This is a genomic window from Sorangium sp. So ce321, assembly GCF_051530195.1.
Classification (GTDB): Bacteria; Myxococcota_A; Polyangia; order Polyangiales; family Polyangiaceae; genus Sorangium.
The window spans coordinates 13,087,205-13,109,527 of record NZ_CP150329.1 but is presented as its reverse complement, the minus strand read 5'-3'; the positions used below and the strand labels follow the sequence as shown (position 1 = coordinate 13,109,527).

The window sequence follows — 22,323 nt, the reverse complement described above, 5'->3', positions numbered from 1 at the left end:
GGCGCGCTCGTCGTCGCGGGGAGGCGGGCGCGGCGCTGGCTCATCCGGCGGGCTCCTCGGGAGGTCCGGCGGCGCGCGCGACCTGGTCGTGGCGGACCGAGGCGGGGTCGAAGCGCTGCGCCGCGGCCAGCATCTTGTCGAGCGTGGGCTCGAACGGCGCGTCCGGAGACCGCTGGAAGCGGAGCGGGTTGATGCGGGCCACGACGAACGCCTTCAGGTAGGGGCTCTCGAAGCCGCGCGCCTTGAGCCCGTCGACGGCCTGCGCGACAGCGTCGTCGAGCGCGAGGAGGAGCTCGGCCCGCGCCTTGCGGGTCTCGATCGCCTCCGGGAGCGGCTCGTCGAGGAAGCGGTCGATGTGCCGGAGGACCGACTGGTAGGCGCCGCCCGAGAAGCGAGGGCGCCGCTCGTAGCAGAGGCCGAGCGTGAGCAGGCTCGGCTCCTCGAACTCGAGGCGGAACTCGTGCTCGGGCCGAGGATCGAGATCCGCGAGCGAGCGCGCCATCCGCGTCACCTCGAGCGCCTTCTCGCGGATGTTGTGCGCCTTCTCGGTGTTGAGGGCGAGGATGCGGTAGGCGATCCGCTCGTCCGGCAGCACGAGCGCGACGGCGCTCTTCGCGCCGAGGCGCGTGAGCGCGGCGCGCCGGTGGTTGCCGTTCGGCGTCCAGTACCTGCCCTCGCCGGGCGCGGCCGGCGCGGCGCGGCCCGGCCCGGACGAGAGCGGGGTGCGCACCGCGATGATGGGGTCGAGGAAGCAGTCGATCTTGTCGATGACCTCACCGAGCCGCGCGACGTGCGCCTCCGAGAGGTCGCGCTGGAACGGCGTCGGCTCCACCCGGTCGAGCGGCAGGCCGGCGAGGATCGCCCACGCGCCGCCGACCGGCTCGCGGTAGATCGCGAGCACGCTGCCGCCGTCGCTCCGGATCGCGTCGCCGAGGGCGGCGACCTCCGGCGGCGGGGCGCCGGCGGCGAGCTCGGCGGCGCCGAGGCCGCGCGTGCCCGCGGCCGGAGCCGCCTTCTTGCGCCGCGCTCGGGCGGCAGGCGCGGCAGGCGCGGCCTTCGGCTCCCTGGGCGTCCGCGGCTTGGCTGTGCGCTTCGCGGCCATCGTTCCTCCTTGGCGACCCCTGAGCATGCTCCGGGGATCGACCCTCCTTGGCGACCCCTGAGCATGCTCCGGGGATCGACCCTCCTCAGCGACCCCTGAGCATGCTCCGGGGATCGACCCTCCTCAGCGACCCCTGAGCATGCTCCGGGGATCCGCGCTCGTCCCCCCTCTCATCGTGTCGGCGATCGCCTGGTAGAAGCGCTCGAGCCGCTGGTCCGCCGCGTGGAACACCGTCCCCTCCGGGTACCTGCCATCCGCGCCGGCGACGCCCGCGGGGACGCCGGTGATGATCTCGATGCCCTCCTCGACCGTGCTCACCTCGTAGACGTGGAAGCGGCCGGCCTCGATCGCGGTGACGACGTCGCCGCGCAGCATGAGCGCGTCGCGGTTCGCGCTCGGGATCAGCACCCCCTGCTCGCCCGTCAGGCCCTTGGCCGCGCACAGGTCGAAGAAGGCCTCGATCTTCTCGTTGATGCCGCCCACGGGCTGGATGCTCCCCTGCTGATCGATGCTGCCCGTGACGGCGAGCTCCTGCCGGATCGGGACGCCGGAGAGCGCCGAGACGAGCGCGTAGAGCTCGCTGGACGAGGCGCTGTCGCCCTCGATGGGCTCGTAGGTCTGCTCGAAGACGAGCGAGGCGCCGAACGAGAGCGGGCGGTGCTGGGCGAACCGGGCGGCGAGGAAGCCGGTCAAGACGAGCACGCCCTTGCTGTGGAGCGGGCCGGACATCTCGACCTCGCGCGCGATGTTCACCGGGCCCTCGAGGCCCGGGTACACGACCGCGGTCACCCGGCAGGGGCGGCCGAACGTCTGCGGGCCGTCGGAGAGCACCGAGATCGCGTTGACCTGACCGATGTGCCGGCCGGTCACGTCGATGCGGATCGTCCCGTCGGAGAGCATCTCGTGCACGTGGTCGCGGAAATGGCTGCCGCGGCGGCGCGCCGACTCGAGCGCCTCGTGGACCTCGGGGCCGTCGACGACCTTGCGGCCGCGGCGCTGGGCGCGGTAGCCGGCCTCGGTGGCGACCTCGGCGATGAGCCCGAGCTGGGCGCTCACCTTGGTCTGGCTCTCCGCGAGCCGGCCGCCGTGGAAGAGCAGCGCGGTCACGCCGTCGGCCGTGATCGGCGGCAGGTCGCGATCGTGCGCGAAGCCGGCGAGGAACGCGGGGTACGTGAGGAGCGCCTGGTCGAGCGAGATCGTGGTCTCGAAGCGCGCCTGCACCTTGAAGAGCTGCGAGAACTCGGGATCGGCGTCGTGCAGGTCCTGGTAGAGCTGCGGGTTCGTGACGAGGACGACCTTCACGTCGATCGGGATCGGCGGGAAGAGCAGCTCCTCGGCGGTGCCGCGGAAGTACGACGGGTTGTGCTCGGGGACGATGAACTTGCCCGCGAGCAGGCAGGCCTTGAGCTGCTCGTAGAGCGCCTCGTTCTTGAGGAGCGCGCCCGCGGGCAGGATGAGGAAGCCGCCGGCCGCCTGGTGGAGCGCGCCCGCGACCGCGAAGCCGGGCTCGGGCGGGAAGCCGGAGTCGGGCGGCGCGTGCGTGCGGCCGAAGAGGGCGCTCAGCGTGGGGTAGGGGACCTCGACGACGGGCGCGCCGGAGTCGGGCGTGTGCTCGGTGAGCAGCGTCGGGACGACGACGCCGCGCGGGAGCGTGGCGCCGCCCTCCTCGCCGCGCGCCTCGTCGACGAGCAGGCGGAACTCCTTCGACACGACGGTCTCGACGTCCGCGAGGAAGGCGCTGATGTCGTCGCGCCCCTCGAAGCGCGCGCGCACGGGCTGGAAGCAGCCCTTCACGCCGTCGCTGAGCAGCTGCTTCACGACGCCGCGCAGCTCGACGTCGGCCTCGTCCTGCACCGTGGCGAGCCGCATCTCGAACTCCTCGACGGAGCCGGCGACCGCGACGAGGGCCTCGCCGTTCGGCGCGCTCGTGGCGTCGTCGATCGCGGTGATCTGCACCTCGTCCTCGCCGCGGACGAGGTCGAGGCCGAGCTCCCGCGCGGCGGCCTTGAGCTGCTCCTCGAGCCGCCGCTCCTCCGCGTTGACGCGGCGCTGGATCTTGCCGCGCGCCTGCTTGAAGCGCTCGCCCTCCGTCGCGCCGCGCAGGGCGTCGACGAGCTTCTCGTGGAGCTCCTCCATCGCCTCGACGAAGGGGCGGCCCTCGCCCGGGGGGAGCGACAGGACCGTCGGCTCGCTCGGGCGGTGGGGGTTCGGCAAGAGGAGGATGTCGTCGGGCGTGGGGCGGCTCGCGGCGATGCGCTTCGCGGCGGCGCGGGCGCAGAACGTGCGGCCCGTGCCCGGCGCGCCGACGACGACGACGTGGAAGCGGGGCTGGCGGATGTCGAGGCCGAAGGCGAGCGCGGCGAGGGCGCGCTCCTGCGAGCCGATGCCCGCGGACAGCGGCGCGACCTCGTCCGTCGTGGAGAAGCGGAAGCTCTGGGGCTCGACGATCTTGCGGCACTCGCTGGCGGGCAGCTTCCGGGCGACCATGGCGGCGCACGATAGCGCCTTTCGCCGCCCGTTGGCGTGGAGCCCGCTCGGCGCGGCGCTCCGGCGCGGATCCGCGCCGGCGAACGCGCCCCGCCGGCGAACGCGTGCCCCGCCGGCGAGCGCGTGGCCCGCCGGCGAGCGCATGGAGGAGCGCGTCCTACCGCCGCAGGACCATCACCGGGCACGGGGCGCCGCAGAGCACGTCCCGGAAGACGCCGCCGTGGTGGTCGACGAGCTGGCCGTGCCAGACCAGCACCACGAGATCGCTCGCCAGCTCGCCGGCGAACCGCAGGATCTCCGCCGCCGGCGCGCCCTTGCCGAGGAAGAACCGCGTGGAGACGTCGTGAGGGCAGTGGCCGATCGCGCTCAGGAAGCGGGCGAGGAACTCCTCGGTGAACGCGGGCCACTCGTGCTGGGGCTGGTCGACGTAGAGGGGCGCCACCATCGCGCCCGGCTCGGAGGGCGGCGGCGTCGAGACGGGCGGCGCGTCCTCCTCGGTCCCCGCCCGCGGCGAGGCGCAGCCGACCAGCACGATGTCGAGCTCGGCGCCGAGCTCGCGGGCGAGCTCCCCGGCCGGGGTGATCGCGGCGGCCGTGCTGGGGGTCCCGTCGAGCGGCAGCAGGATGCGCCGCAGCCGCGGCGGCGGCCGGTGCGCCGGGCCGATGACGACGACGCCGCACGCGGCCACCTCCAGCGCGCGCGCCGCGATCCGGCCGACGCCGAGGCGCTCGTCCGCGAACTCCTCCGGCTCGGAGGCCACGACAATGAAGGCGGCCTCGTGGTCCTCCGCCGCCGACGCGAGCGCGCCGGGGAGGTCCTCGCTGGTGGCGACGCGCAGCACCACGCCGTGCAGCGCTTCCGGGGCGACCCCGAGGTGGGCGGGCACGTCGCCCGGCTCGATCGGCTCGGAGCCCATGAAGAGCGCGTGCAGCGGCGCCCGGATCGCGCCGGCGATGAGGCGCCCGAGCTCGACGGCGCCGGGGTGGGGGTGGCGGCCGTGGAGCGCGACGAGCACGCTCCTGCTCCGCACACCGCTCTCCGGCGAGGGCACGTCGCCCGGCTCGCTCACCCCGCTCACCCCGACGCGCGGCCCGAGCCCGGGGGCCGGCTCGGACGGCGCTCCGCGTCCGCCGGGCGATCCGTTGCGCGCGGCGCTCCTCATGTCGTGACCTCCTCCCATGAATGGAACCGGCCGCCGATCCGCCGCGCGGCGTAGCGGCGGCCTGGCTCGGCCAGCACGGCGCACGCGGGCGCGCCCGCGTCGAGCGCGCAGATCGGCAGGGGCGCGCTCCCCTCGAGCGCGACCTCGATCGCGTCGGCCTCCACGTGGATCTCGAGCGCGCGGCCGCGCCAGAAGATCGGGATCTTGAGGTGCCGCCAGGCGGGCAAGAGGTGCGGCTCGATCCCGAGCGCCTCGTCGTCGGCCGGGAGCGGGGGCGCGTGGGGCTGCCCGTCCGGGCGCCGCGGCACGCGCGTGACGCCGGCGACGCCGAACGCGACCGCCTGCCAGAGGCTGCCCATCGCGGCGATGTGCACGCCGCCCGCGGCGTTGCCCATCGTGTTGCCGAGGTCGATGTCGGCGGTCTGGTCGAAGTAGCGCTCGGCGAGCGCGTGGAGGTCGAGCCGGGCGGCGACGAGCGCGTGGGCGCCCGGGCTGAGCGAGCTCCCGTGGGCGGTGCGCGGCTCGTAGTAGAGGAAGTTGTCGCGCCGCGCGCCCGCGGGCACCGCGCTCCAGAGCAGCGCGAGCAGCTGCACGACGTCGGCCTGCTTGACCACCTGGCAGGCCTGCGTCCGCTCGCGCCCGAGCAGCATGTCGACGGGCGCGCTGCGCACGGCGTAGTCGGCGATGGCGAACGGCGCGAGGCGGAAGTAACCCGCGAACTGCTCGATCAGGCCGGTCTCCGGGTCGACGCCGAGGACCATCCGGTCCGCGACGTCGCGCCAGCGGTCGACCTCCTCGGGCCGCAGGTCGAGCCGCGCGAGCACGTCGTCTCGCGCGCCGCCGCGCCGGACCGTCGCCGCGGCGGCGCGGAGGTTGTACCGCGCCATCCAGTTCGTGAAGGCGTTGTCGTCCACGGCCTCGTGGTACTCGTCGGGCCCGATGACCCGCCGGATGTGGGCGCGGCCGTCCGGCCCGAGCTCGGCGCGGCTCGCCCAGAAGCGCGCCGTCTCGATCAGGATCTCGGCCCCCTCGCCGCGCGCGAAGTCGAGATCGCCGGTCGCGCGGCCGTAGGCGTGCGCCGCGTAGGCGACGTCGGCGCTGATGTGGTGCTCCTGCTCGCCGGAGAGCACCCGGGTCACCTCGCCGAACGGCGTGACGACGAGCTGCGGCGTCGTCTCGTCGCCCGTGTCCGCCGACTCCCAGGCGTAGAGCGCGCCGTCGTAGCCGAGCGACTTCGCCTTGCGCCGCGCGGCCGGGAGCGTGCGGTGCCTGTAGAGGAGCAGCGCGCGCGCGGCCTCGGGGTAGCAGTGCGTGTAGAAGGGGACGAGGAAGATCTCGGTATCCCAGAAGACGTGGCCGCGGTACGCCTCCCCGCTGAGCCCGCGGGCGCCGATCGAGCAGCGCGGGTCGTCCGGGTTGGCGGCGCCGATGAGGTGGTACAGGGCGAACCGGAGCGCCCGCTCGATCTTCGGGGCGCCGTCGATCTCGACGTCGGCGCGACGCCAGCGCTCCGCCCACGCCAGCGCGTGCTCGCCGAGCAGGTCGTCCATGGTGCGGCCCGAGAGCTCCGCCTGGAGCGCCTCGCCCGCCTGGCGCGGCGCGGGCGTGTCGCGCGACGTGTGCAGCGTCGTCGTCCGGAAGAGGCGGCGCCGCTCGGCGACGCGGACGCTGACGTCGCAGCGCTCGGCGATCGAGCGCGCGCCTTCGGTGCGCTCGCAGCGCGCGCCCTCGGGCGCATCGGCCGGGGGCGCTCCCTCCGCGGCGCGCTCCGGGAGCACGCGCAGGTGCGAGGTCATGGCCGTGACGAGCCCGCCGTGCGTGCGCCCGACGAGGAGCAGGCTCGTCGCGCTCGCGTCCGCCGAGAAGCGCTCCCAGTGCGCCGCGCCGCTCGCGCTCTTCACGTCGCCGCTCAGGATGGCGTCGACGCGGATCGTCCCGGTGAAGTTCAGCGGGGCGACGCTGACCGCCTCCAGCAGGACGTGGCGGTTCGCGAGCGACGCGGCGTGGAGCGTGTGCAGGTGCGCGAGGTGGCCGCTCTCGCCGCGCCGCAGGCAGTCGCGCAGCAGCACGCCGCGCCGCAGGTCGAGGTGGCGCCGGTGGCAGAGGACGCCGCTCGTCTCCGCGGAGAACGACTCGCCCTCGACGGCGACGCTCAGCCGGCCCCAGTCGGGGGCGATCACGAGCTCCGGGACGCGGCTCACGTCGGCCGAGGGCTCGAACGCGCCCGCGATGAACGTCGCCGGCCGCGACACGCTCGAGCCCTCCGCGAGCGACGCGCGCGTGCCGAGGTAGCCGTTGGCGATCGCGAGCAGCGACTCGATCTCGTGCTCGCGCGCGACGTCGAACCCCGGCTCGTCGATGACCCACGCGGCGTCGCGCGGCGCCGCGTAGGGGCCGAGCTCCTGGTCGAGCTCCCGCTGGAGCGCGAGGATGTCGCAGAGCCGCTGCGGGCCCGCCGTCGCGTGGACCGCGTCCGCGAGCTCCGGCGCGTCGCGGAGCCCGCGCCCGCCAGCGGCCGGCGCGCCGGGGCCCGGATCCGGCGAGATCGTGAGCCGATCGCGCGGCTCGATGCGGAGCGGCGCGATCACCTGCGCGACCAGCGCCGCGAGCGCGGAGCGGCCCCCCGGCTCCGCCTCGGCGGAGAGCGCGACCGCGCGGCCGCGGCGATCGAAGCCGTGGAGCGCCGCGCCCCCGAGCGCGCCGAGGAAGAGCCGCCTTCGGTCTTCCACGCGCCCGCCGCGCCCGCCGGCATCGAGCCGCCGCGCGAGGTCGAGCGCGGCGCCGCCTTCGGCGAGGAGCGCCACGCGCACCCCCATCGCGAGCAGCGCGTCGATCAGCGCCGCGGCACGATCGACCGCTTCCGCGAGGAGGCTGCCGTCGATCGCGATGAAGCGGAAGCGGTGGTGCAGCTCAGCGGGCAGCCTGATCATGGCCGCCGGCGCGCTCGCAAGGGCGGGGCTGCTCGGCCCGCCTCGCGCCAGGAAAGGCGCGCTGTCTGGCGTAGGCGCGCTGTCTGGGAACGACGACATCCTCGGCTTCCCCCCGCGCGGGGTACGCGAGGACCGTGCCGCCGCGCCTGTGCAGGCCGGGATCAGCGAGGGCGGCGGCGCGCTAGCGCTGCACGGCGCTGGTGAGCCGATCGAGCACCACGAGCAGCCGGTCGACGTCGAACGGCTTCGCGAGCACGCCGGCCACGGCGCCGCGGATGCTGGGCTCGCTCACGCCGGAGAGCAGCAGGACGGGCACGTCGATGCCCGCGGCGGCGAGCGCGGTCAGGAACTCCTCGCCGGTCATGTCGGGCATCACGTAGTCGAGCAGCACCGCCCGAGGCTGCGCGCCGCGGGCGAGGCGATCGAGCGCCTCGCGCGGCCGCGTGAAGCCCTGGACCCGGTAGCCCTCGTCGGAGAGCAGATCGATCAGCGAGTCGACCAGCGCCGGGTCGTCATCGACGACGAAGATCTCCGCGCCCCGCGGCAGCGAGGCGCCGGCCGGGCTCGGGGACAGGCCCGACGGGCTCATCTGATTTCTCTCGATCGCTGGCCTTTTCGGCGCATGAGGCGCGGGAAGGATACCAGACGGCCGCCGTGACGGCATGACGCGCTGGGGAGCAGCAACCGGGAGTAACCAGGAGCCACCGGGAGCAGATCGCGTGGAGCGGTGCGTAACGCCTCCCACGCAGCGCATCTCCGCCGAGCCCAGAAACTCGCTCGGGACGGAGTTTTCCTAATCAATTGGGCTTGCCGCCGCGCCGCTGCTTGCAGATCGTTGGGCACCTGATACCCCTGTAAGGTTCCTCCCAGGACGACCTGAGCAGCTTGACTTGTACTGCTCATGGGTATCGAATTGTGGTCCGAAGGACATCCCAATCCCCCTGTGGTCATCATGGCGGAAACCCCTGCTAGCAAGCTGCACATTTACCTCATCGACGATCACCCGGTCGTTCGAGAAGGCTTCGCTCGAGCGCTCTCGGACGAGCCCGACATGGTCGTCGTGGGTCAGGCGGGGACGGCGGCCGACGCTCTCCGCGAGACGGCGAGCTGCAAGCCCGACGTCGTGCTCGTCGACCTCAACATCCCTGACCGGGACGGCATCGAGCTCCTCGGTGCGCTGAGAGCGCAGCTGCCGCAGGCGAAGCTCCTCGTCCTGAGCGGGTACGACGACGAGTTCCGCGTCGCCGAGGCGCTCCGCGCGGGAGCGCAGGGGTACCTCGTGAAGACCTCGAAGCTCGAGGAGGTCATCGAGGGCATCCGCCGGATCGCGACGGGCGGCGCCCCGCTCTCCTCGAGCATCGCGGGGGCCGTCGTGCGCGCGATGCGCAAGCCGGCGAGCGAGGGCTCCGGCGGCCTCGACGCGCTGACGCCGCGCGAGCGTCAGGTCCTGCGGCTGCTCGCGGCCGGCGTGTCGACGCGCGAGACGGCCGCGCGGCTCACGATCAGCCCGAAGACGGTGGAGACCCACCGCGTGCGCATCTACGCGAAGCTCGGCTGCAAGAGCGCGGTCGAGCTGACCCGCATCGCGGTCCGCACCGGGCTGATCGAGGCGTAACCAGGCCGCGCTCGCGCAGGAGGCGCCGTTGCTCTCATTTCACGGGAGCGGGGCGCCTCGGTTTCTTCCTTCCCGGCGTCGCCTCCTTCCCGGCCGCCTCGGGCGCCGAGCTCGCGCTCGAGCGGGCCTTCGCCTCCTCGAGCAGGTGATCGATCCGCACGCCGTCGATGGTGAGCCCATCGATCGTGCAGCCGACGATCTCGACGCCGCGGAGGTCCGACCCCTCGAAGCGGGCGCGGCGCAGGCTCACGTCCGACCAGCGGGTCGCCGCGGCGTCGGCGTTGTCGACGCGGGCGCCGGCGAGCGAGATGTCGTCGAGCGAGGCGCCGGCGAGGGTCGCGTTGTGGAGGCGGGCGTCGCGCAGGTCGACGTCGTCGAGCTCGGCCTTCGTGAGCGCGACGTTGTGGAGGCGGGCGTCGCGCAGGTCGACGTCGTCGAGCTCGGCCTTCGTGAGCGCGACGTTGTGGAGGCGGGCGCCGCGCAGGTCGACGTCGTCGAGCTCGGCCTTCGTGAGCGCGACGTTGTGGAAGCGGGCGCCGCGCAGGTCGACATCGTCGAAGTCGGCCCCGGCGAGCGTCGAGCCGTGGAAGCGCCCGGGCGCCGCCGGCGGGGCGACCTGGTCCTCCGCGGCGTCCTCGCTCGCTGGCGCGATGGGGGGCTTCTTGGCCATGGGTCCATGCTAGCGCTAGGCGCAGGCCGCGCGCTCGCGCGGCCCGGAGAGCCATGAACGCACCCGCCGGCTTCGTGCCCCACCACGCCCTCGTCACCGCGCCCTCCACGTCGCCCGACCGGTGGATGCTCGTGCTGCACGGCATCTTCGGCTCGGGCGCCAACTGGCGCACCTTCATCCGGCGCCTCGCCGAGGCGCAGACCGCCGGCGGCGCGCCCGGCGCGCCAGGTCCCGCGGCGCGGCCGTGGGGCTTCATCCTGGTCGACCTGCGGGCCCACGGCACGTCGCAGAGCCCGCCCGCGCCGCACACCCTCGCCGCGGCCGCCGATGACCTGCTCCGGCTGGGCGATCGCCTCGGCCTCGACGTCCGCGGCGTGATGGGCCACTCGTTCGGCGGCAAGGTCGCGCTCGCGTACCTCGAGCGCCGGCCCGAGGGGATCGAGCGCGGCTTCCTCCTCGACGCCGATCCGAGCGCCAGGCCCGCTGGCGAGAGCGGCTCGGAGAGCCCCGGCGTGCTCGAGCTGCTCCGCGCGATCCCGCAGCCGATCGCGTCGCGCGAGGCGTTCCTCGAGGCGGTGCAGACCGCCGGGTTCAGCCGCGGCATCGCGGAGTGGCTGGCGATGAACGTCCGCCGCGAGGGCGACGGCTTCCGCATCCGGCTCGACCTCGACGTGATGAACGAGCTGCTCACCGACTACTTCGCCCGCGATCTCTGGCACGTCCTGGAGGACGCGCCGGCCGGGCCCGGCGCCGAGGGGCGGCGCGTCCACGTGGTCCTCGGCGGCAGGTCCGCGTCGATCTCCCCGGCGTCGCGCGCCCGCTTCGAGGCGCTCTCGGCGCGCGCGCCGTGGCTCTCGGTCCACGTCCTCCCGCGCGCCGGCCACTGGCTGCACGTCGACGATCCGGACGGCCTCTTCGACGTGATCCGCGCGGCCCTGTAGTCGGCCGCGCGGGCGAGCGTGCGCCGGCGATCCAGGCTTTCCGCCCCGCGCTCCATCCACTATCGATGAGCGGACCTATGCGCATCGCGTCCTGGAACGTGAACTCCATCCGCACGCGGCTCGAGCAGCTCACGAGCTGGCTTGTCCGCGCCGCGCCCGATGTCGTCTGCCTACAGGAGACCAAGGTCGAGGACGGCAGCTTCCCCGAGGCCGCGCTCTCCGAGGCGGGCTACCGCTCGATCTTCTTCGGCCAGAAGTCCTACAACGGCGTCGCGATCGCCGCGCGCTTCGGCCTCTCGGTGGACGACGTGAAGAAGGGCCTCGACGGCGATGAGGAGGACGTCGCCCGGCGGATGCTGGCGGCCACGATCGAGGGGGTCCGGGTCATCAACGTCTACGTGCCCAACGGCCAGGCGGTGGGCACGCCGGCCTTCGCCTACAAGCTCGCGTGGCTGGCGCGGCTCCGGAGCGAGCTCGAGGCGCGCTACCGTCCCGATCAGCAGCTCCTGATCTGCGGCGACTTCAACGTCGCGCCCGAGCCGATCGACGTCGCCGAGCCGAAGAAGTGGGAGGGGCAGGTGCTCTTCCATCCGGACGAGCGGGCCGCGCTCGGGCGCCTGATGGAGTGGGGGCTCGTGGACGCGTTTCGCGCCTGCCACCCCGGCAAGGCCGCCTACAGCTGGTGGGACTACCGGATGGGCGCGTTCCGGCGCAACAAGGGCCTCCGCATCGACCTCGCGCTGGTGACGCGACCGCTCGCCGCGCGCTGCACCGACGTCGCGATCGACACGCGGCCGCGCGAGCTCCAGCGCCCCTCCGATCACGCGCCGGTCGTGGTGGAGCTCGCGGACGGCGCGGCGCCGCCCGGGGCCGCGCCGGCGGCCTGAGCGCGGCCCGACGTCAGCGGAGAGCGCCGGCGGATGCGGCCGCCGGGGCCACTGGTGCGGCGGCGGCGGCCGGTGCGGCGGCGGCGGCCGGTGCGGCGGCGGCGGCCGGTGCGGCGGCGACAGCCGGTGCGGCTGCGGCAGCCGGTGTGGCTGCGGCGGCCGCGGTCGAGGCCGCCACGGTCGCCGTCGCAGCAGCGTCGGGCGCGGCGCCGTCCTCCGGCGCCGCGAGCGACGCGGCCGCGAGCGGCTTCTTCGGATCGCCTGCGGCGCACCCGGGTCGGGCCAGCGACTCCTCGACGCAGGCGCCGTGCATCGACGGGGGGCACATCACGCGGACGTGGAAGTGGTCGTTGTGCAGGTCGGCGTCCCTGGGGCTCATCATCGCGGCCGCGGCCCGGGTCCGGAGCTCCTCCGGCACGCGCTTCTTCGCGGCGTACGCGAGCAGCCGCGCCCTCAGCGCGTCGGTCACGAACAGGTACTTGACCCCCGCCTTGCGGTCCTGGAGCAGCGCCTCGACGAGCGCCCAGTTGCGCACGTCGTCGAACCGCGCCCCGGGGAGGCCGATGGCGTTGCCCCTGTCGTCGAACGCCACGAACCGCTCCGTGCGCAGCGACTTGCCCTTCGAGTTGACGACGTAGAAGCCGACGTCGGCGTCGCGCCCCGTCTGGTGGGAGTTGTGCCCGTCGAGCGCGCCGCCCGTCCTCGCCGAGAGGTCGCCGACGAGCAGCGCGGAGTCGCCGTGCTTCTTCGCCACCTGGAAGGCGGCGCGCTTCAGGGTCTTCACGAGCACGGGCAGTCCCCACGTCCTGGCGCCCTCGCGCGTCCTGAGGTGCCTCGACGACCGGAGCTGCACGGCGCCGGTCAGCCGTCCCCGGTTGGGAGCGCCCTTCGACAGCGGCTTGCGCTCGTCGGCGTCGGCGGCGGTGCCGCCGCGCTTCGTTCGGAAGGCCTCGTCCCGCTTCGCCGCGCGCATCTTGCCGGCGCGCTCCGAGGCCTTCGCCTTCGCGCCGGCGCTCCGCCCCGCGCGCGCTTCGCCCTCGCTGGCGGTCGAGCTCCGCCGCGCGGCGTGACGCTCGCCGTGCGGGCTAGCGCTCTTGCTGCGCGGCTGCTCCGTGGCCACCGGCTCCGCGCTCGGCGGGGCGCCCAGGGCCGGCGCTGCGACCGAGAGCGCGAGCAGGAGCGCGGCGACAGGGCCCCGGGAAGCGAAGAGGCGACGAGAGAGCGGGCGAAGCAGCGGCATGACGGGGGCGGACCCTACCCTGCGGCGGCGCGCGCGGAGAACTTCTTTCACCGCCGTGCGGCGGCCGCGCCGGCGTGCCGGCGGGAGCGACGCGGTGCCCCTCCGGAGCGACGCAGTGCCCCGCCGGGCGGGTGAAGGCCGCGCCACGCGGGCAGGCTCCGGGCGGGCTCCGCGGCGCGTCCGTCCAAGCTCAGCAGGAAGGGCGGCCTGAGAATTGCGCACGTGTGCATCTTCAACGCCTTGACACAACGGGTCCGGTGCGGTTAGAAGCGTTCCGCGTGCCCCGCCGAGGGGCGTGCAGGAGCGCCCGTAGCTCAGCTGGATAGAGCGTCGGACTTCGAATCCGAATGTCGCCTGTTCGAATCAGGCCGGGCGTGCCGGGCTCAGCGGGCGACTCGAGCGATCCGGTGAGACTCCGGGAGCTGTTCCAGTTTCAGTTGATTTGAAAATTCATCCGGGCCATTAGCTCAATTGGTAGAGCAGTGGACTCTTAATCCATTGGCTGAAGGTTCAAGTCCTTCATGGCCCACCAAGGATACGATGAGGATCTTGCGATCCTCATCGAGACCGAGCTGCTCCGCTGGACGAGTCGTCGAGCGGACGGACCAGCCCGGTCGGTAGTGCGGGAAGCACCTCGCCGAAGCCGTCGCGCACCTGCTCGGCCTCGCTGATGTGGCCTTCCGTCGTCGTGAACAACGTGGGGCTGGCCTGGCTCTCGAGCGGGTCGTCCCCGCGTGCGGCCATCCAGGTGATGCCCGCCGCGCAGGTCGTGGAGCGTGATCTTCTTCCGCGTCCTGTGGTTCGCGAAGAGATCGGACCGCGTGAAGCCGGCACGCTCGAGGTGCTCGCGGAGCGCAGGGAGAGGTTCGTCACCTCCGGCATGTCGTCGACGACGCGCCCCTTCCCGCCCGCTTCGGCGTGCATCACCCGCAGGAGCGGGAGCAGCTCCGGCTCGACCGAGCACCCCGCGCGCCTGGCCCGTCTTCGTCGACTTCTCCTGGTCGCGGCAGCGGTCGATCCCCCGGTGGATGTGAACCGTGCCGCGATCGAGGTCGATGTCCTCCCACATCAGAGCTTCGAGCTCGCCAGGTCGTGGAAACAGATACGCCGCGAGGACGTGATACGGAGCGCGCTCTCCAGAACGTGACCTCGGCGCTCCGCAAGGAGTGCGACAACATTCCCAGACATCTGGCCGCGGCCACCGCAGGGCTGAGGTCTCCGAGCAACCTTGGTTGACGCTATTGGCGGTCCAAGGAATATGGCGACGCCTCCGAGCGACCAATGCGATGAAGTCAGGTGCGACCCGTCCATGGGTGGTCAGCTTCGCACGCTTTCGCCAATGGCGGCGCAGCTCGCCATTGGCGAAAGCGTGCGCGGTTTCAAATTTGAACGCGCAGGGCAGCACGATCGCTGCGGAGTGGATCGGGGCGCATCATGGCGCCGTGACGTTCACCGCCGCCTCCGCCACGAGATCATCGAGATCATGGCGGCAGAGGGCGCTCGCCGACAACGTCGCCTCGGCCAGCTCGGCGAGCCGCGCGTGCTGGGTAAAGAAGAGGATCTGCGTCCGCTGCGACAGCTCCCCGAGAACCGCGCGCGCGGCGCGCGCGCGTCGTCGAAATGGATGAGCACATCGTCGAGCACCAGCGGTAATGGTTCTCCCTTCGTGAAGCACTGCTCCAGGCTCGCCACCCGGAGCGCCAGGAAAAGCTGATCGCGCGTCCCGTCGGACAGCGCCTCACCTCCACCGGATCTCCGGCCCTCGGCACGCAGCGGAGCACGGGCCGATCTTGATCGTCGTGATCCCCCCGCAGCCCCGAGAACGTACCCAGCGATAGCCTCGCAAACAGCTCGCTGGCGCGCCGTACCAGCGGCCCCTGGTTCTTCTCGGGTCGGGCTACCGCGGCACGATCGACAAGCTCGATCCCGGCGCGCAGGAGGCCGTCAAACGCGACACCCTCGTCCCGCTCCGCGCGCAACGCCCTCACCGATGAGACCAACGCGCTGTACGCGATCTCCAGGAAGCCTCCTGCGGGCGACGCGGAGCGCGGCGCCTGGCTCTTTCGACCTCGGGACGACGCAGCGCGCGGGGCGCAACCCCACCAGCGTGACCGCGATCAGCCGGCGGACAGCCGCCTTGGACGGCAGACGGCCGGCCGCTGTCAGGGCCCGAAGGCGGTGCCCGCGCAGTCATGGGCCGCCCGACCGGCGGCGCGCGCACGCTCTATACGCAATTGTATTGCATATGCATCTAGATCGCTCTATGACGCCTCCCACGCTCGCGCTGCGGGCGTGAAGGCTCAGGTCCTGGGCCCGCGCTCTTCCGCGCGGCGCGGCGGAGGTCGTCCGCCCGCGCCGGAGCGCAGCTGCCGCCGAGAGAGGCTTCTTCGTGACTCGAAAGCTCCCCGTGACCGTGCTGTCCGGCTTCCTGGGCGCCGGCAAGACCACGCTGCTCAACCACGTCCTCGCGAACCGCGACGCGCTGCGCGTCGCCGTGATCGTCAACGACATGAGCGAGGTCAACGTCGACGCGGCGCTCGTCCGGGGCGGGGGCGCGGCGCTCTCCCGCGTCGAGGAGAAGCTCGTCGAGCTGTCGAACGGCTGCATCTGCTGCACCCTCCGGGAAGATCTCCTGGTCGAGGTGTCCCGCCTGGCGGGGGAGGGGCGCTTCGACTACCTGCTCATCGAGTCCACGGGCATATCGGAGCCGCTCCCCGTCGCCGAGACATTCACCTTCGACGACCCTGCGACGGGCAAGGGCCTCTCGGAGGTCGCCCGGCTCGACACGCTCGTCACGGTCGTCGACGCGCAGCGGTTCCTCGCGGACTGGGCGAGCGCCGACGACCTCCGGGCGCGCAAGGCCGCGCTGGACAGCGACGACGAGCGCACGGTCGCCGATCTGCTCGTCGAGCAGGTCGAGTTCGCGAACGTCCTCGTGCTCAACAAGACGGATCTCGTCGGCGATGACGAGGTCGAGCGGCTCACGGCGATGCTCCTGCACCTGAACCCCGGCGCCCGGGTCGTCACGGCCTGTCGCGGCCAGGTCGACCCTGGCGAGATCCTCGGCACGGGCCTGTTCGATTTCGAGGAGGCGGCGCGCTCGCCCGGCTGGATGAGGGCGCTGCGCGGCGAGCACGTGCCCGAGACCGAGGAGTACGGGATCGAGAGCTTCGTCTACCGCGCAGCGCGCCCGATGCACCCGGAGCGGCTCTGGGCCTTCATCCACGGCGCCGCCGCGTGGGATGGAGTGCTCCGCTCGAAGGGGTTCTTCTGGCTCGCGACCCGCATGGACACCACCGGCGCCTGGTCGCAGGCGGGCGGCGCGGCCTCCTTCGAGGCGGCGGGCAGCTGGTACGCGGCGTTGCCGGAGGAACAGTGGCCAGAGGACGAGGAGGAGCGCGCCGCGCTCGACGCAGCGTGGGATCCGGTCTGGGGCGACCGGCGGCAAGAGATCGTCTTCATCGGCGTCGATATGGTCCGGGAGGCGCTCACAGGCGGCCTCGACGCCTGCCTGCTCGCCCCGGAGGAGATGGCCGCGGGGCCCTCCGGCTGGAGCCGCTTCGAGGATCCCTTCCCGGCATGGGAGCAGTCGGAGGAGCCCGAGATCAAGGACGAGCCTGCGCAGCCCCTCCACATGTGACTGGCCCGTCCCATGACATCATGATCCAGGATGCTTCGTCGCGGCATGGCGGCTCATTCCGCGGCGCACACGGAAGAAGACGAACACGACATGATGACAGCCAGGACCGCTGAGGCTCCCGAGGATCTCGCATCGTCGCGCGCAGCACCGGGCAGCTCGACGCGCCTCGTGACGGAGCGCGCCGACCTGGCCGAGCTGGCGGCGCCCGAGGTGAGCGTGTGCGTGCTGCGGAGGGGTATCGACCCCGACGTGGAGGCCTTCGTGCGCGAGCGGCTGCTGCCGCGGCCGCTCGCCGAGACGCTGCTCGTGGATCCAGGCGCGCCCGACCTCGCGCCGCTGGCTACGGGAGCGCCGCACTCGCCCGGCCGTGAGGCCTTCCTCCACGACGTGCGCGGCTTGATCTCGCTCTTCGCCGATCTCACGGGCTGCCCGCGGGTCGGCGTACGGCTCGCGCGGCTCGACAGGCCCATGTGCCCTCGTCTCCACGCGGACATGGTGACCGTCCGCCTGGTGACCACCTATGTCGGGCCCGGGACGGAGTGGGCAGAGCACGCGGCCGTCCGGCGGGACAGGCTCGGACACCGCGCGAACGGCGTCCCCGATGAGGACTCGGGCGTGCTGCGCGCCGGCGCGCGCCTCCGCCGGATGGCGCCGTTCGACGTCGGGCTGCTCAAGGGCGAGGCATGGCCAGGCAACCAGGGCCGCGGCGCGGTGCACCGGTCGCCGCCCGGGACGTCGCCACGGGTCGTCGTGACGCTCGACGCCCTTGCCTGAGCGCTATGCCGCCAGCTGCACGCTGCCGTGATGGTCGCAGTGCCCGCCGTGCGGGTGGTGCAAGTGGCCGTCGACGAGGAAGTCGACGTGATCTCCGTGGGGGACAGCGGGGTGCCCGCATCCAGCGCCGTGCTCGTGCTTCACGTCATGCCCCGAGCACGCGTGGCTCGGGGTACACTGCTCAGGGTTCTCGTCGTCCACCGAGAGGACGTGCTCGTCGACATGATCACCATGCCGGTGATGCAGGTGGCCGTCGTGCAGGTAGTCGACGTGGTCACCATGGCGTATCGCCTGGTGTCCGCACGACTGGCCGTGCTCGTGTGCATGCTCGTGGTGCGTCGCGTGGTTGGTCATCCTGGTCTCCTTGATCGAACGGTAGGGGAAACGCTCATCGGTACATGACGAGGCTGCTCGCATCAGCCTCTGAAGGCCCGACCTCCCGGCTGTCACCCACGAGAAGGAGGGCCCCAGGTGCACGAACCTACCCCCCGCGGCATGCACCAGCCATCGAATTTCCCTCAGGGGCCATGATCGCCAAAACCCCGGGGTCGGCTGCTCGCGCGCCAGGTTGCGACCGATGAACACGAGGTCGCTCGCGCGGCGCTCGCTCACCAGGGGTCGTCCGAGCGAATCATCCCCGGAGCCGCAAAGACGCGCTCTCCCTTGAGCTCATCTCTTCGCGTCCTCGGCACTTCCCTCATGATCGATTGTCTGCACCAGCACCGGCGGGTGTCCCACGTCTGCTCATGGTGATCCGGCCTCCTGCGCCATGTCTCGACGCGTCATGCAGCGAGTCAGCTGCCGCACGAACGATCTAAGGACATCCCCGGACCCGCTCAGGCAGCGCCTCCTGGACTGAGATCTCCTGCCACATGAACTCGTCTCTTGGGACAATTCACCTCATTGTCTCCCCGTAGGGACCCCGTATGGTTTCACCCCATGAGTGTCCGTGATCCAGGCAGCCACGAAGACGACAAGGTAAAGGCGCTCGAGGTCGAGCGGTCCCACCCCGAGGGCACGTACCTCACCACCGATCAAGGGATCCCGATCGCCCATACCGACGACTCGCTGAAGCCGGTCCCGCGCGGTCCCACGCTCCTCGAAGACTTCCACTTTCGCGAGAAACTAACCCGCTTCGACCACGAGCGGATCCCGGAGCGCGTCGTCCACGCGCGCGGATCCGGCGCCCACGGCTACTTCCAGGTATACGAGCCCCTGACGAAGTACACGAAGGCCAGGTTCCTCCAGGACCCTTCGCTCAGGACGCCCGTGTTCGTGCGCTTCTCCACCGTCGCGGGCTCGCGCGGCTCCGCGGACACGGTGCGCGACGTGCGCGGCTTCGCCGTGAAGTTCTACACGCAGGAGGGGAACTTCGACCTCGTCGGCAACAATATCCCCGTCTTTTTCATTCAGGACGGCATCAAGTTCCCGGACGTGGTCCACGCGGTCAAGCCGGAGCCGCACCACGAGATGCCGCAGGCCGCCTCGGCGCACGACTCGTTCTGGGACTTCGCGTCGCTGGTGCCGGAGACAGCCCACATGCTCATGTGGGTCATGTCCGATCGCGCCCTGCCGCGGAGCTACCGCATGATGGAGGGCTTCGGCGTGCACACCTTCCGCCTCATCAACGCGGAAGGGAAATCGCGCTTCGTGAAGTTCCACTGGAAGCCGCTGCTCGGCGTCCATTCGCTCGTCTGGGACGAGGCGCAGAAGCTCGCGGGCAAGGACCCGGACTTCCACCGCCGCGACCTCTGGGAGGCCATCGAGATGGGCGACTACCCCGAGTACGAGCTCGGCGTCCAGATCATCGAGGAAGAGCAGGCGGAGACGCTGGGCTTCGACCTCCTCGACGCGACGAAGCTCGTCCCGGAGGAGCTCATTCCGGTGAGGCGCATCGGCAAGCTCGTCCTCCACCGCAACCCGACCAACTTCTTCGCGGAGACGGAGCAGGTCGCCTTCTGTGTCTCCAACGTGGTTCCAGGGATCGATTTCACCAACGACCCGCTGATGCAGGCCCGGCTCTTCTCGTACCTCGACACCCAGCTCACCCGCCTGGGCGGGCCGAACTTCGCCGAGATACCGATCAACCGGCCGCTCGCGCCGGTGCACAACCACCAGCAGGACGGCTTCCACCGGCATACGATCGACGCGGGGCGGGCCAACTACCACCCGAACTCGCTCAGCGGCGGCTGCCCCTTCCTGGCCAGCACGCAGCAGGGCTTCACGTCCTACCCCGAGCGCGTCGAGGGAGAGAAGCTGAGGATCCGCAGCGAGAGCTTCAAGGACCACTTCAGCCAGGCGGCGCTGTTCTTCCGGAGCCTGACCGAGCCGGAGCGGAACCACCTCATCGACGCGTGCAAGTTCGAGCTCGGCAAGGTCGAGAGGAAGGACATCCGCGAGCGCGTGGTGAAGCTCTTCGCCCAGATCGACGGCGAACTCGCCCTGCGCGTCGCCGAGGCGCTCGGCCTGCCCGTGCCCCCCGCGCAGAAGCCGCACGCGGTGCAGCCCGCGCCCTCGCTCAGCCAGGAGACCTCGCCCAGGACGTCGATCAAGTCGCGCCGCGTCGCGGTCCTCGCCGCCGACGGCGTGAGCGCGGCCGACCTCGCCGCCGTGAAGCAGGCGCTCCTGGCCCAGGGCGCGCAGTCGAAGATCATCTCCAAGCGCCTCGGCACGCTGAAGTCCGCCGAGGGCAACGCGATCGAGGTCGACAAGTGCGCGCTGACGACCTCGTCGGTCGAGTACGACGCGGTCTACGTGCCGGGCGGCGCCGCGAGCGTCGCTGCGCTGCTCGCCCAGGGAGACACCCGCCACTTCATCCTGGAAGCCTACCGGCACTGCAAGCCGATCGGCGCGACCAACGAGGGGGTCGATCTCCTGCACTCGTGCGGCATCGACGCGGCGCGGCCCGGCGTCGTCACGAGCACGGGCGGCTCGGCCTTCGTGGAATCGTTCATCGACGCCATCCGACAGCACCGCCACTGGGGACGGGACGACCTACAGGCGATCCCCGCGTGACCCCTGCCCGCACCGCGTGACGCCAGCAGGCGCAGCGCCCGCCGGAGCCGCCAGTGTCACCCGCGACAGAAGCGGGCGCGGCCGATCCGTCGCGCCGGGAACTCGCTTCTCGTTTAGACTCCCGGGCGATGGCCGAGCTAGCCAGGCACGCCGACCCCGACCAGGCGCGGCAGGCACCCCCGGAGAGACCCACCCGGCGCTGCCCCGCGTGCGGCGTCCGGTACCCGCTCGACTTCCTCGTTTGCCCCATCGACGCGACAGCGCTGGAGCTCCAGGGCGTGACCGCGACCGACCCCATGGTCGGCGAGCTGCTCGCGGGGAGCTTCTGCATCACCGGCGTGATCGGCTCGGGCGGCATGGGCCGCGTCTACGTCGCCGAGCACATCCGCCTGCCGAAGCGCTTCGCCGTCAAGGTGCCGCACGAGCACTTCGCCAGCCACCGGGAGGCGATGGCGCGCTTCGAGCGCGAGGCCCAGACGATCGCGCGCGTCGGCAACGAGCACGTGGTCGACGTCGTGGACATCGTGCGCCTCAAGGACGGGCGCCCGTGCATGGTGACCGAGCTGCTGAAGGGCGAGGACCTCGGCAGCCTCCTCGATCAGGTAGGCAAGCTGCCGCTCCCGACCGCCATCACCATCTCGCGCCAGGTCTGCCGTGGGCTGGCCGCGGCCCACGCGACAGGCGTCGTCCACCGGGACCTCAAGCCGTCGAACCTGTTCCTCGTCCGGCGCGAGGGGGGCAGCATGCACGTGAAGATCCTCGATTTCGGGGTCGCCAAGGTGCTCGACGGCGCCGACCTCACCCGCACGGGCTCGGTGGTCGGCACGCCGCAGTACATGGCCCCGGAGCAGGCGCGAGGCTCGGCCGAGGTCGACTCCCGCGCGGACATCTACGCTGTCGGCGCCGTGCTGTACCGCATGCTGACGGGCGAGCGGCCCTTCCCCGAGGAGGAGCCGACGCGGACGATGATCCGCCTGCTCACCGAGGATCCGCGGCGCCCCCGCGACATCGACAAGACCATCCCGGAGGGGCTCGAGGCGCTCATCCAGCGCGCCATGGCCCGGACGCGCGAGGACCGGCCGCCGTCCGCCCAGGAGCTCGATCGCCAGCTCGCGGACTTCGACATGCAGGATCCGCTCGGGCCCGCGCGCTCGCACGGCCTGAGCACGGCGGTGACCGAGGGCGCCCCGAACGACGAGATCGCCACCGTCGTCATCCCCAACGCGCAGGGCCAGAACCCCGCCGACGACGTGACGCGCAAGGCGCGGCGCGCCCGGCCCGTCGCGGTGCTGCTGTCCATCGCGATGAGCCTCGCCGCGGGCGCGGCCGTGTTCACCAGCGCCGCGATGGTCCTCCGCATGGTCTACGGGATCACCGATCGGCGCACGCTCACCGAGACGGAGATCCTCATCGCCGGGGGCGTCGCGGGAGCGCTCTCGCTCTTTGCGTTCATCGGCACGATCCGGGTCCTCGTCGGCCGCTGGCGGAGCGCGCCGGCCATGGAGCGCCTCGGCAAGGGCCTCCTGGCCGCGATGATGTGGCTGTTCCTCTCGTGCGGCGTCCTCGCGCTCGGCGCTGCCGCCTACAACGCGTTCGCGCTGCCGATCCCCGCGCTGTGGCTCGGCCCTGCCGACTGGCTCGGGTGGATCAGCGTCGGCGTGGTCGCCCTGCCGACCGTGATCTCGCTCGTCGCGCTCGCCGTGGGGCTGCGGCGGGTGACGCGCGTGTCGTAGCCACGTCCGGCCCCGTGGCGTCGTGCTGGTTCAGCGCTCGCCTCGCGAGCGCCTCGAAGCGGGGGAGTTTCGCGAAATCAGGTCATCCCGCGAGCGCGCCAATATCATCTCATGGATTCGACAGCTT

General features: G+C 72.4%; 18 protein-coding genes and 2 tRNA genes. 11 read left to right on the top strand and 9 right to left on the bottom strand.

Annotated elements, in window-relative coordinates; genetic code table 11:
* Positions 1–40 precede the first annotated feature (40 nt).
* The 5 genes from WME89_RS48755 to WME89_RS48735 form a co-directional block, all read right to left on the bottom strand.
* Positions 41–1,102 (bottom strand): chromosome partitioning protein ParB, encoded by a 1,062-nt coding sequence (locus WME89_RS48755; RefSeq protein WP_438006345.1) that lies wholly within the window; start codon positions 1,100–1,102, stop codon positions 41–43.
* 123 nt (positions 1,103–1,225) lie between these two features.
* Positions 1,226–3,733 carry an AAA family ATPase gene (locus WME89_RS48750; protein WP_438006344.1) on the bottom strand — a complete coding sequence of 836 codons (2,508 nt, stop codon included), beginning with the start codon at positions 3,731–3,733 and terminating at the stop codon, positions 1,226–1,228.
* Positions 3,734–3,746: 13 nt separating this feature from the next.
* Entirely contained in the window at positions 3,747–4,751 is a 1,005-nt protein-coding gene (locus WME89_RS48745) for a universal stress protein (protein WP_438006343.1), read from the bottom strand.
* Positions 4,748–7,681: a glycoside hydrolase family 65 protein gene (locus WME89_RS48740; RefSeq protein WP_438006342.1), complete on the bottom strand. Its 2,934-nt coding sequence runs from the start codon at positions 7,679–7,681 to the stop codon at positions 4,748–4,750. The genes WME89_RS48745 and WME89_RS48740 overlap by 4 nt, the downstream gene beginning before the upstream one ends.
* A gap of 181 nt (positions 7,682–7,862) precedes the next feature.
* Positions 7,863–8,270, bottom strand: a complete 408-nt coding sequence (locus tag WME89_RS48735; RefSeq protein WP_438006341.1) for a response regulator — start codon at positions 8,268–8,270, stop codon at positions 7,863–7,865.
* A gap of 363 nt (positions 8,271–8,633) precedes the next feature.
* On the opposite strand from WME89_RS48735, the gene WME89_RS48730 reads away from it, so the two are divergent.
* Complete coding sequence (locus WME89_RS48730) at positions 8,634–9,296, top strand: response regulator (protein ID WP_044970202.1); 663 nt, start codon at positions 8,634–8,636, stop codon at positions 9,294–9,296.
* A gap of 34 nt (positions 9,297–9,330) precedes the next feature.
* Here WME89_RS48730 and WME89_RS48725 read toward each other — a convergent pair whose 3' ends face one another.
* Positions 9,331–9,966 carry a pentapeptide repeat-containing protein gene (locus WME89_RS48725; protein WP_438006340.1) on the bottom strand — a complete coding sequence of 212 codons (636 nt, stop codon included), beginning with the start codon at positions 9,964–9,966 and terminating at the stop codon, positions 9,331–9,333.
* Between the two features lie 53 nt (positions 9,967–10,019).
* On the opposite strand from WME89_RS48725, the gene WME89_RS48720 reads away from it, so the two are divergent.
* A complete protein-coding gene (locus WME89_RS48720; RefSeq protein ID WP_438006339.1) occupies positions 10,020–10,907 on the top strand; it encodes an alpha/beta fold hydrolase in 888 nt (295 codons plus the stop codon).
* Positions 10,908–10,984: 77 nt separating this feature from the next.
* Entirely contained in the window at positions 10,985–11,794 is an 810-nt protein-coding gene (xth, locus tag WME89_RS48715) for an exodeoxyribonuclease III (protein ID WP_437656730.1), read from the top strand.
* 13 nt (positions 11,795–11,807) lie between these two features.
* On the opposite strand, the gene WME89_RS48710 is transcribed toward xth, so the two are convergent.
* Entirely contained in the window at positions 11,808–13,034 is a 1,227-nt protein-coding gene (locus WME89_RS48710) for a penicillin-insensitive murein endopeptidase (protein ID WP_438006338.1), read from the bottom strand.
* A gap of 303 nt (positions 13,035–13,337) precedes the next feature.
* On the opposite strand from WME89_RS48710, the gene WME89_RS48705 reads away from it, so the two are divergent.
* Both WME89_RS48705 and WME89_RS48700 read left to right on the top strand, forming a co-directional pair.
* A tRNA-Arg gene (locus WME89_RS48705) sits at positions 13,338–13,411 on the top strand.
* A gap of 79 nt (positions 13,412–13,490) precedes the next feature.
* Positions 13,491–13,566 (top strand) — tRNA-Lys (locus tag WME89_RS48700).
* Positions 13,567–13,592: 26 nt separating this feature from the next.
* On the opposite strand, the gene WME89_RS48695 is transcribed toward WME89_RS48700, so the two are convergent.
* Positions 13,593–13,778, bottom strand: a complete 186-nt coding sequence (locus WME89_RS48695; protein ID WP_438006337.1) for a hypothetical protein — start codon at positions 13,776–13,778, stop codon at positions 13,593–13,595.
* 7 nt (positions 13,779–13,785) lie between these two features.
* Here WME89_RS48695 and WME89_RS48690 point away from each other — a divergent pair, with 7 nt between their 5' ends.
* From WME89_RS48690 to WME89_RS48675, 4 genes are all read left to right on the top strand, one after another.
* Complete coding sequence (locus WME89_RS48690) at positions 13,786–14,181, top strand: hypothetical protein (RefSeq protein WP_438006336.1); 396 nt, start codon at positions 13,786–13,788, stop codon at positions 14,179–14,181.
* Positions 14,182–14,343: 162 nt separating this feature from the next.
* Positions 14,344–14,748, top strand: coding sequence for a hypothetical protein (locus WME89_RS48685; RefSeq protein WP_438006335.1), 405 nt, complete (start codon positions 14,344–14,346; stop codon positions 14,746–14,748).
* Between the two features lie 675 nt (positions 14,749–15,423).
* Positions 15,424–16,674 carry a zinc metallochaperone GTPase ZigA gene (gene zigA, locus WME89_RS48680; protein ID WP_438006334.1) on the top strand — a complete coding sequence of 417 codons (1,251 nt, stop codon included), beginning with the start codon at positions 15,424–15,426 and terminating at the stop codon, positions 16,672–16,674.
* Positions 16,675–16,764: 90 nt separating this feature from the next.
* Positions 16,765–17,448: a DUF1826 domain-containing protein gene (locus WME89_RS48675; RefSeq protein ID WP_438006333.1), complete on the top strand. Its 684-nt coding sequence runs from the start codon at positions 16,765–16,767 to the stop codon at positions 17,446–17,448.
* A 3-nt stretch (positions 17,449–17,451) separates the two neighbouring features.
* On the opposite strand, the gene WME89_RS48670 is transcribed toward WME89_RS48675, so the two are convergent.
* Positions 17,452–17,802 carry a hypothetical protein gene (locus WME89_RS48670; protein ID WP_438006332.1) on the bottom strand — a complete coding sequence of 117 codons (351 nt, stop codon included), beginning with the start codon at positions 17,800–17,802 and terminating at the stop codon, positions 17,452–17,454.
* A gap of 585 nt (positions 17,803–18,387) precedes the next feature.
* On the opposite strand from WME89_RS48670, the gene WME89_RS48665 reads away from it, so the two are divergent.
* Together WME89_RS48665 and WME89_RS48660 are read left to right on the top strand one after the other, a co-directional pair.
* On the top strand, positions 18,388–20,463 hold the full coding sequence (locus WME89_RS48665; RefSeq protein ID WP_438006331.1) for a catalase: 2,076 nt from the start codon (positions 18,388–18,390) through the stop codon (positions 20,461–20,463).
* A 128-nt stretch (positions 20,464–20,591) separates the two neighbouring features.
* The gene (locus WME89_RS48660; RefSeq protein WP_438006330.1) at positions 20,592–22,196 is read left to right on the top strand and encodes a serine/threonine-protein kinase; all 1,605 of its coding nucleotides are present in this window, start codon (positions 20,592–20,594) and stop codon (positions 22,194–22,196) included.
* Positions 22,197–22,323: the final 127 nt, after the last annotated feature.

Coding starts and splice junctions, on each gene's coding strand:
- WME89_RS48755 (WP_438006345.1), bottom strand. CDS start 1,102: ATGGCCGCGAAGCGCACAGCCAAGCCGCGGACGCCCAGGGAGCCGAAG.
- WME89_RS48750 (WP_438006344.1), bottom strand. CDS start 3,733: ATGCGCTCGCCGGCGGGCCACGCGCTCGCCGGCGGGGCACGCGTTCGC.
- WME89_RS48745 (WP_438006343.1), bottom strand. CDS start 4,751: ATGAGGAGCGCCGCGCGCAACGGATCGCCCGGCGGACGCGGAGCGCCG.
- WME89_RS48740 (WP_438006342.1), bottom strand. CDS start 7,681: ATGATCAGGCTGCCCGCTGAGCTGCACCACCGCTTCCGCTTCATCGCG.
- WME89_RS48735 (WP_438006341.1), bottom strand. CDS start 8,270: ATGAGCCCGTCGGGCCTGTCCCCGAGCCCGGCCGGCGCCTCGCTGCCG.
- WME89_RS48730 (WP_044970202.1), top strand. CDS start 8,634: ATGGCGGAAACCCCTGCTAGCAAGCTGCACATTTACCTCATCGACGAT.
- WME89_RS48725 (WP_438006340.1), bottom strand. CDS start 9,966: ATGGCCAAGAAGCCCCCCATCGCGCCAGCGAGCGAGGACGCCGCGGAG.
- WME89_RS48720 (WP_438006339.1), top strand. CDS start 10,020: ATGAACGCACCCGCCGGCTTCGTGCCCCACCACGCCCTCGTCACCGCG.
- xth (WP_437656730.1), top strand. CDS start 10,985: ATGCGCATCGCGTCCTGGAACGTGAACTCCATCCGCACGCGGCTCGAG.
- WME89_RS48710 (WP_438006338.1), bottom strand. CDS start 13,034: ATGCCGCTGCTTCGCCCGCTCTCTCGTCGCCTCTTCGCTTCCCGGGGC.
- WME89_RS48695 (WP_438006337.1), bottom strand. CDS start 13,778: ATGGCCGCACGCGGGGACGACCCGCTCGAGAGCCAGGCCAGCCCCACG.
- WME89_RS48690 (WP_438006336.1), top strand. CDS start 13,786: ATGCCCGCCGCGCAGGTCGTGGAGCGTGATCTTCTTCCGCGTCCTGTG.
- WME89_RS48685 (WP_438006335.1), top strand. CDS start 14,344: ATGGGTGGTCAGCTTCGCACGCTTTCGCCAATGGCGGCGCAGCTCGCC.
- WME89_RS48675 (WP_438006333.1), top strand. CDS start 16,765: ATGATGACAGCCAGGACCGCTGAGGCTCCCGAGGATCTCGCATCGTCG.
- WME89_RS48670 (WP_438006332.1), bottom strand. CDS start 17,802: ATGACCAACCACGCGACGCACCACGAGCATGCACACGAGCACGGCCAG.
- WME89_RS48665 (WP_438006331.1), top strand. CDS start 18,388: ATGAGTGTCCGTGATCCAGGCAGCCACGAAGACGACAAGGTAAAGGCG.
- WME89_RS48660 (WP_438006330.1), top strand. CDS start 20,592: ATGGCCGAGCTAGCCAGGCACGCCGACCCCGACCAGGCGCGGCAGGCA.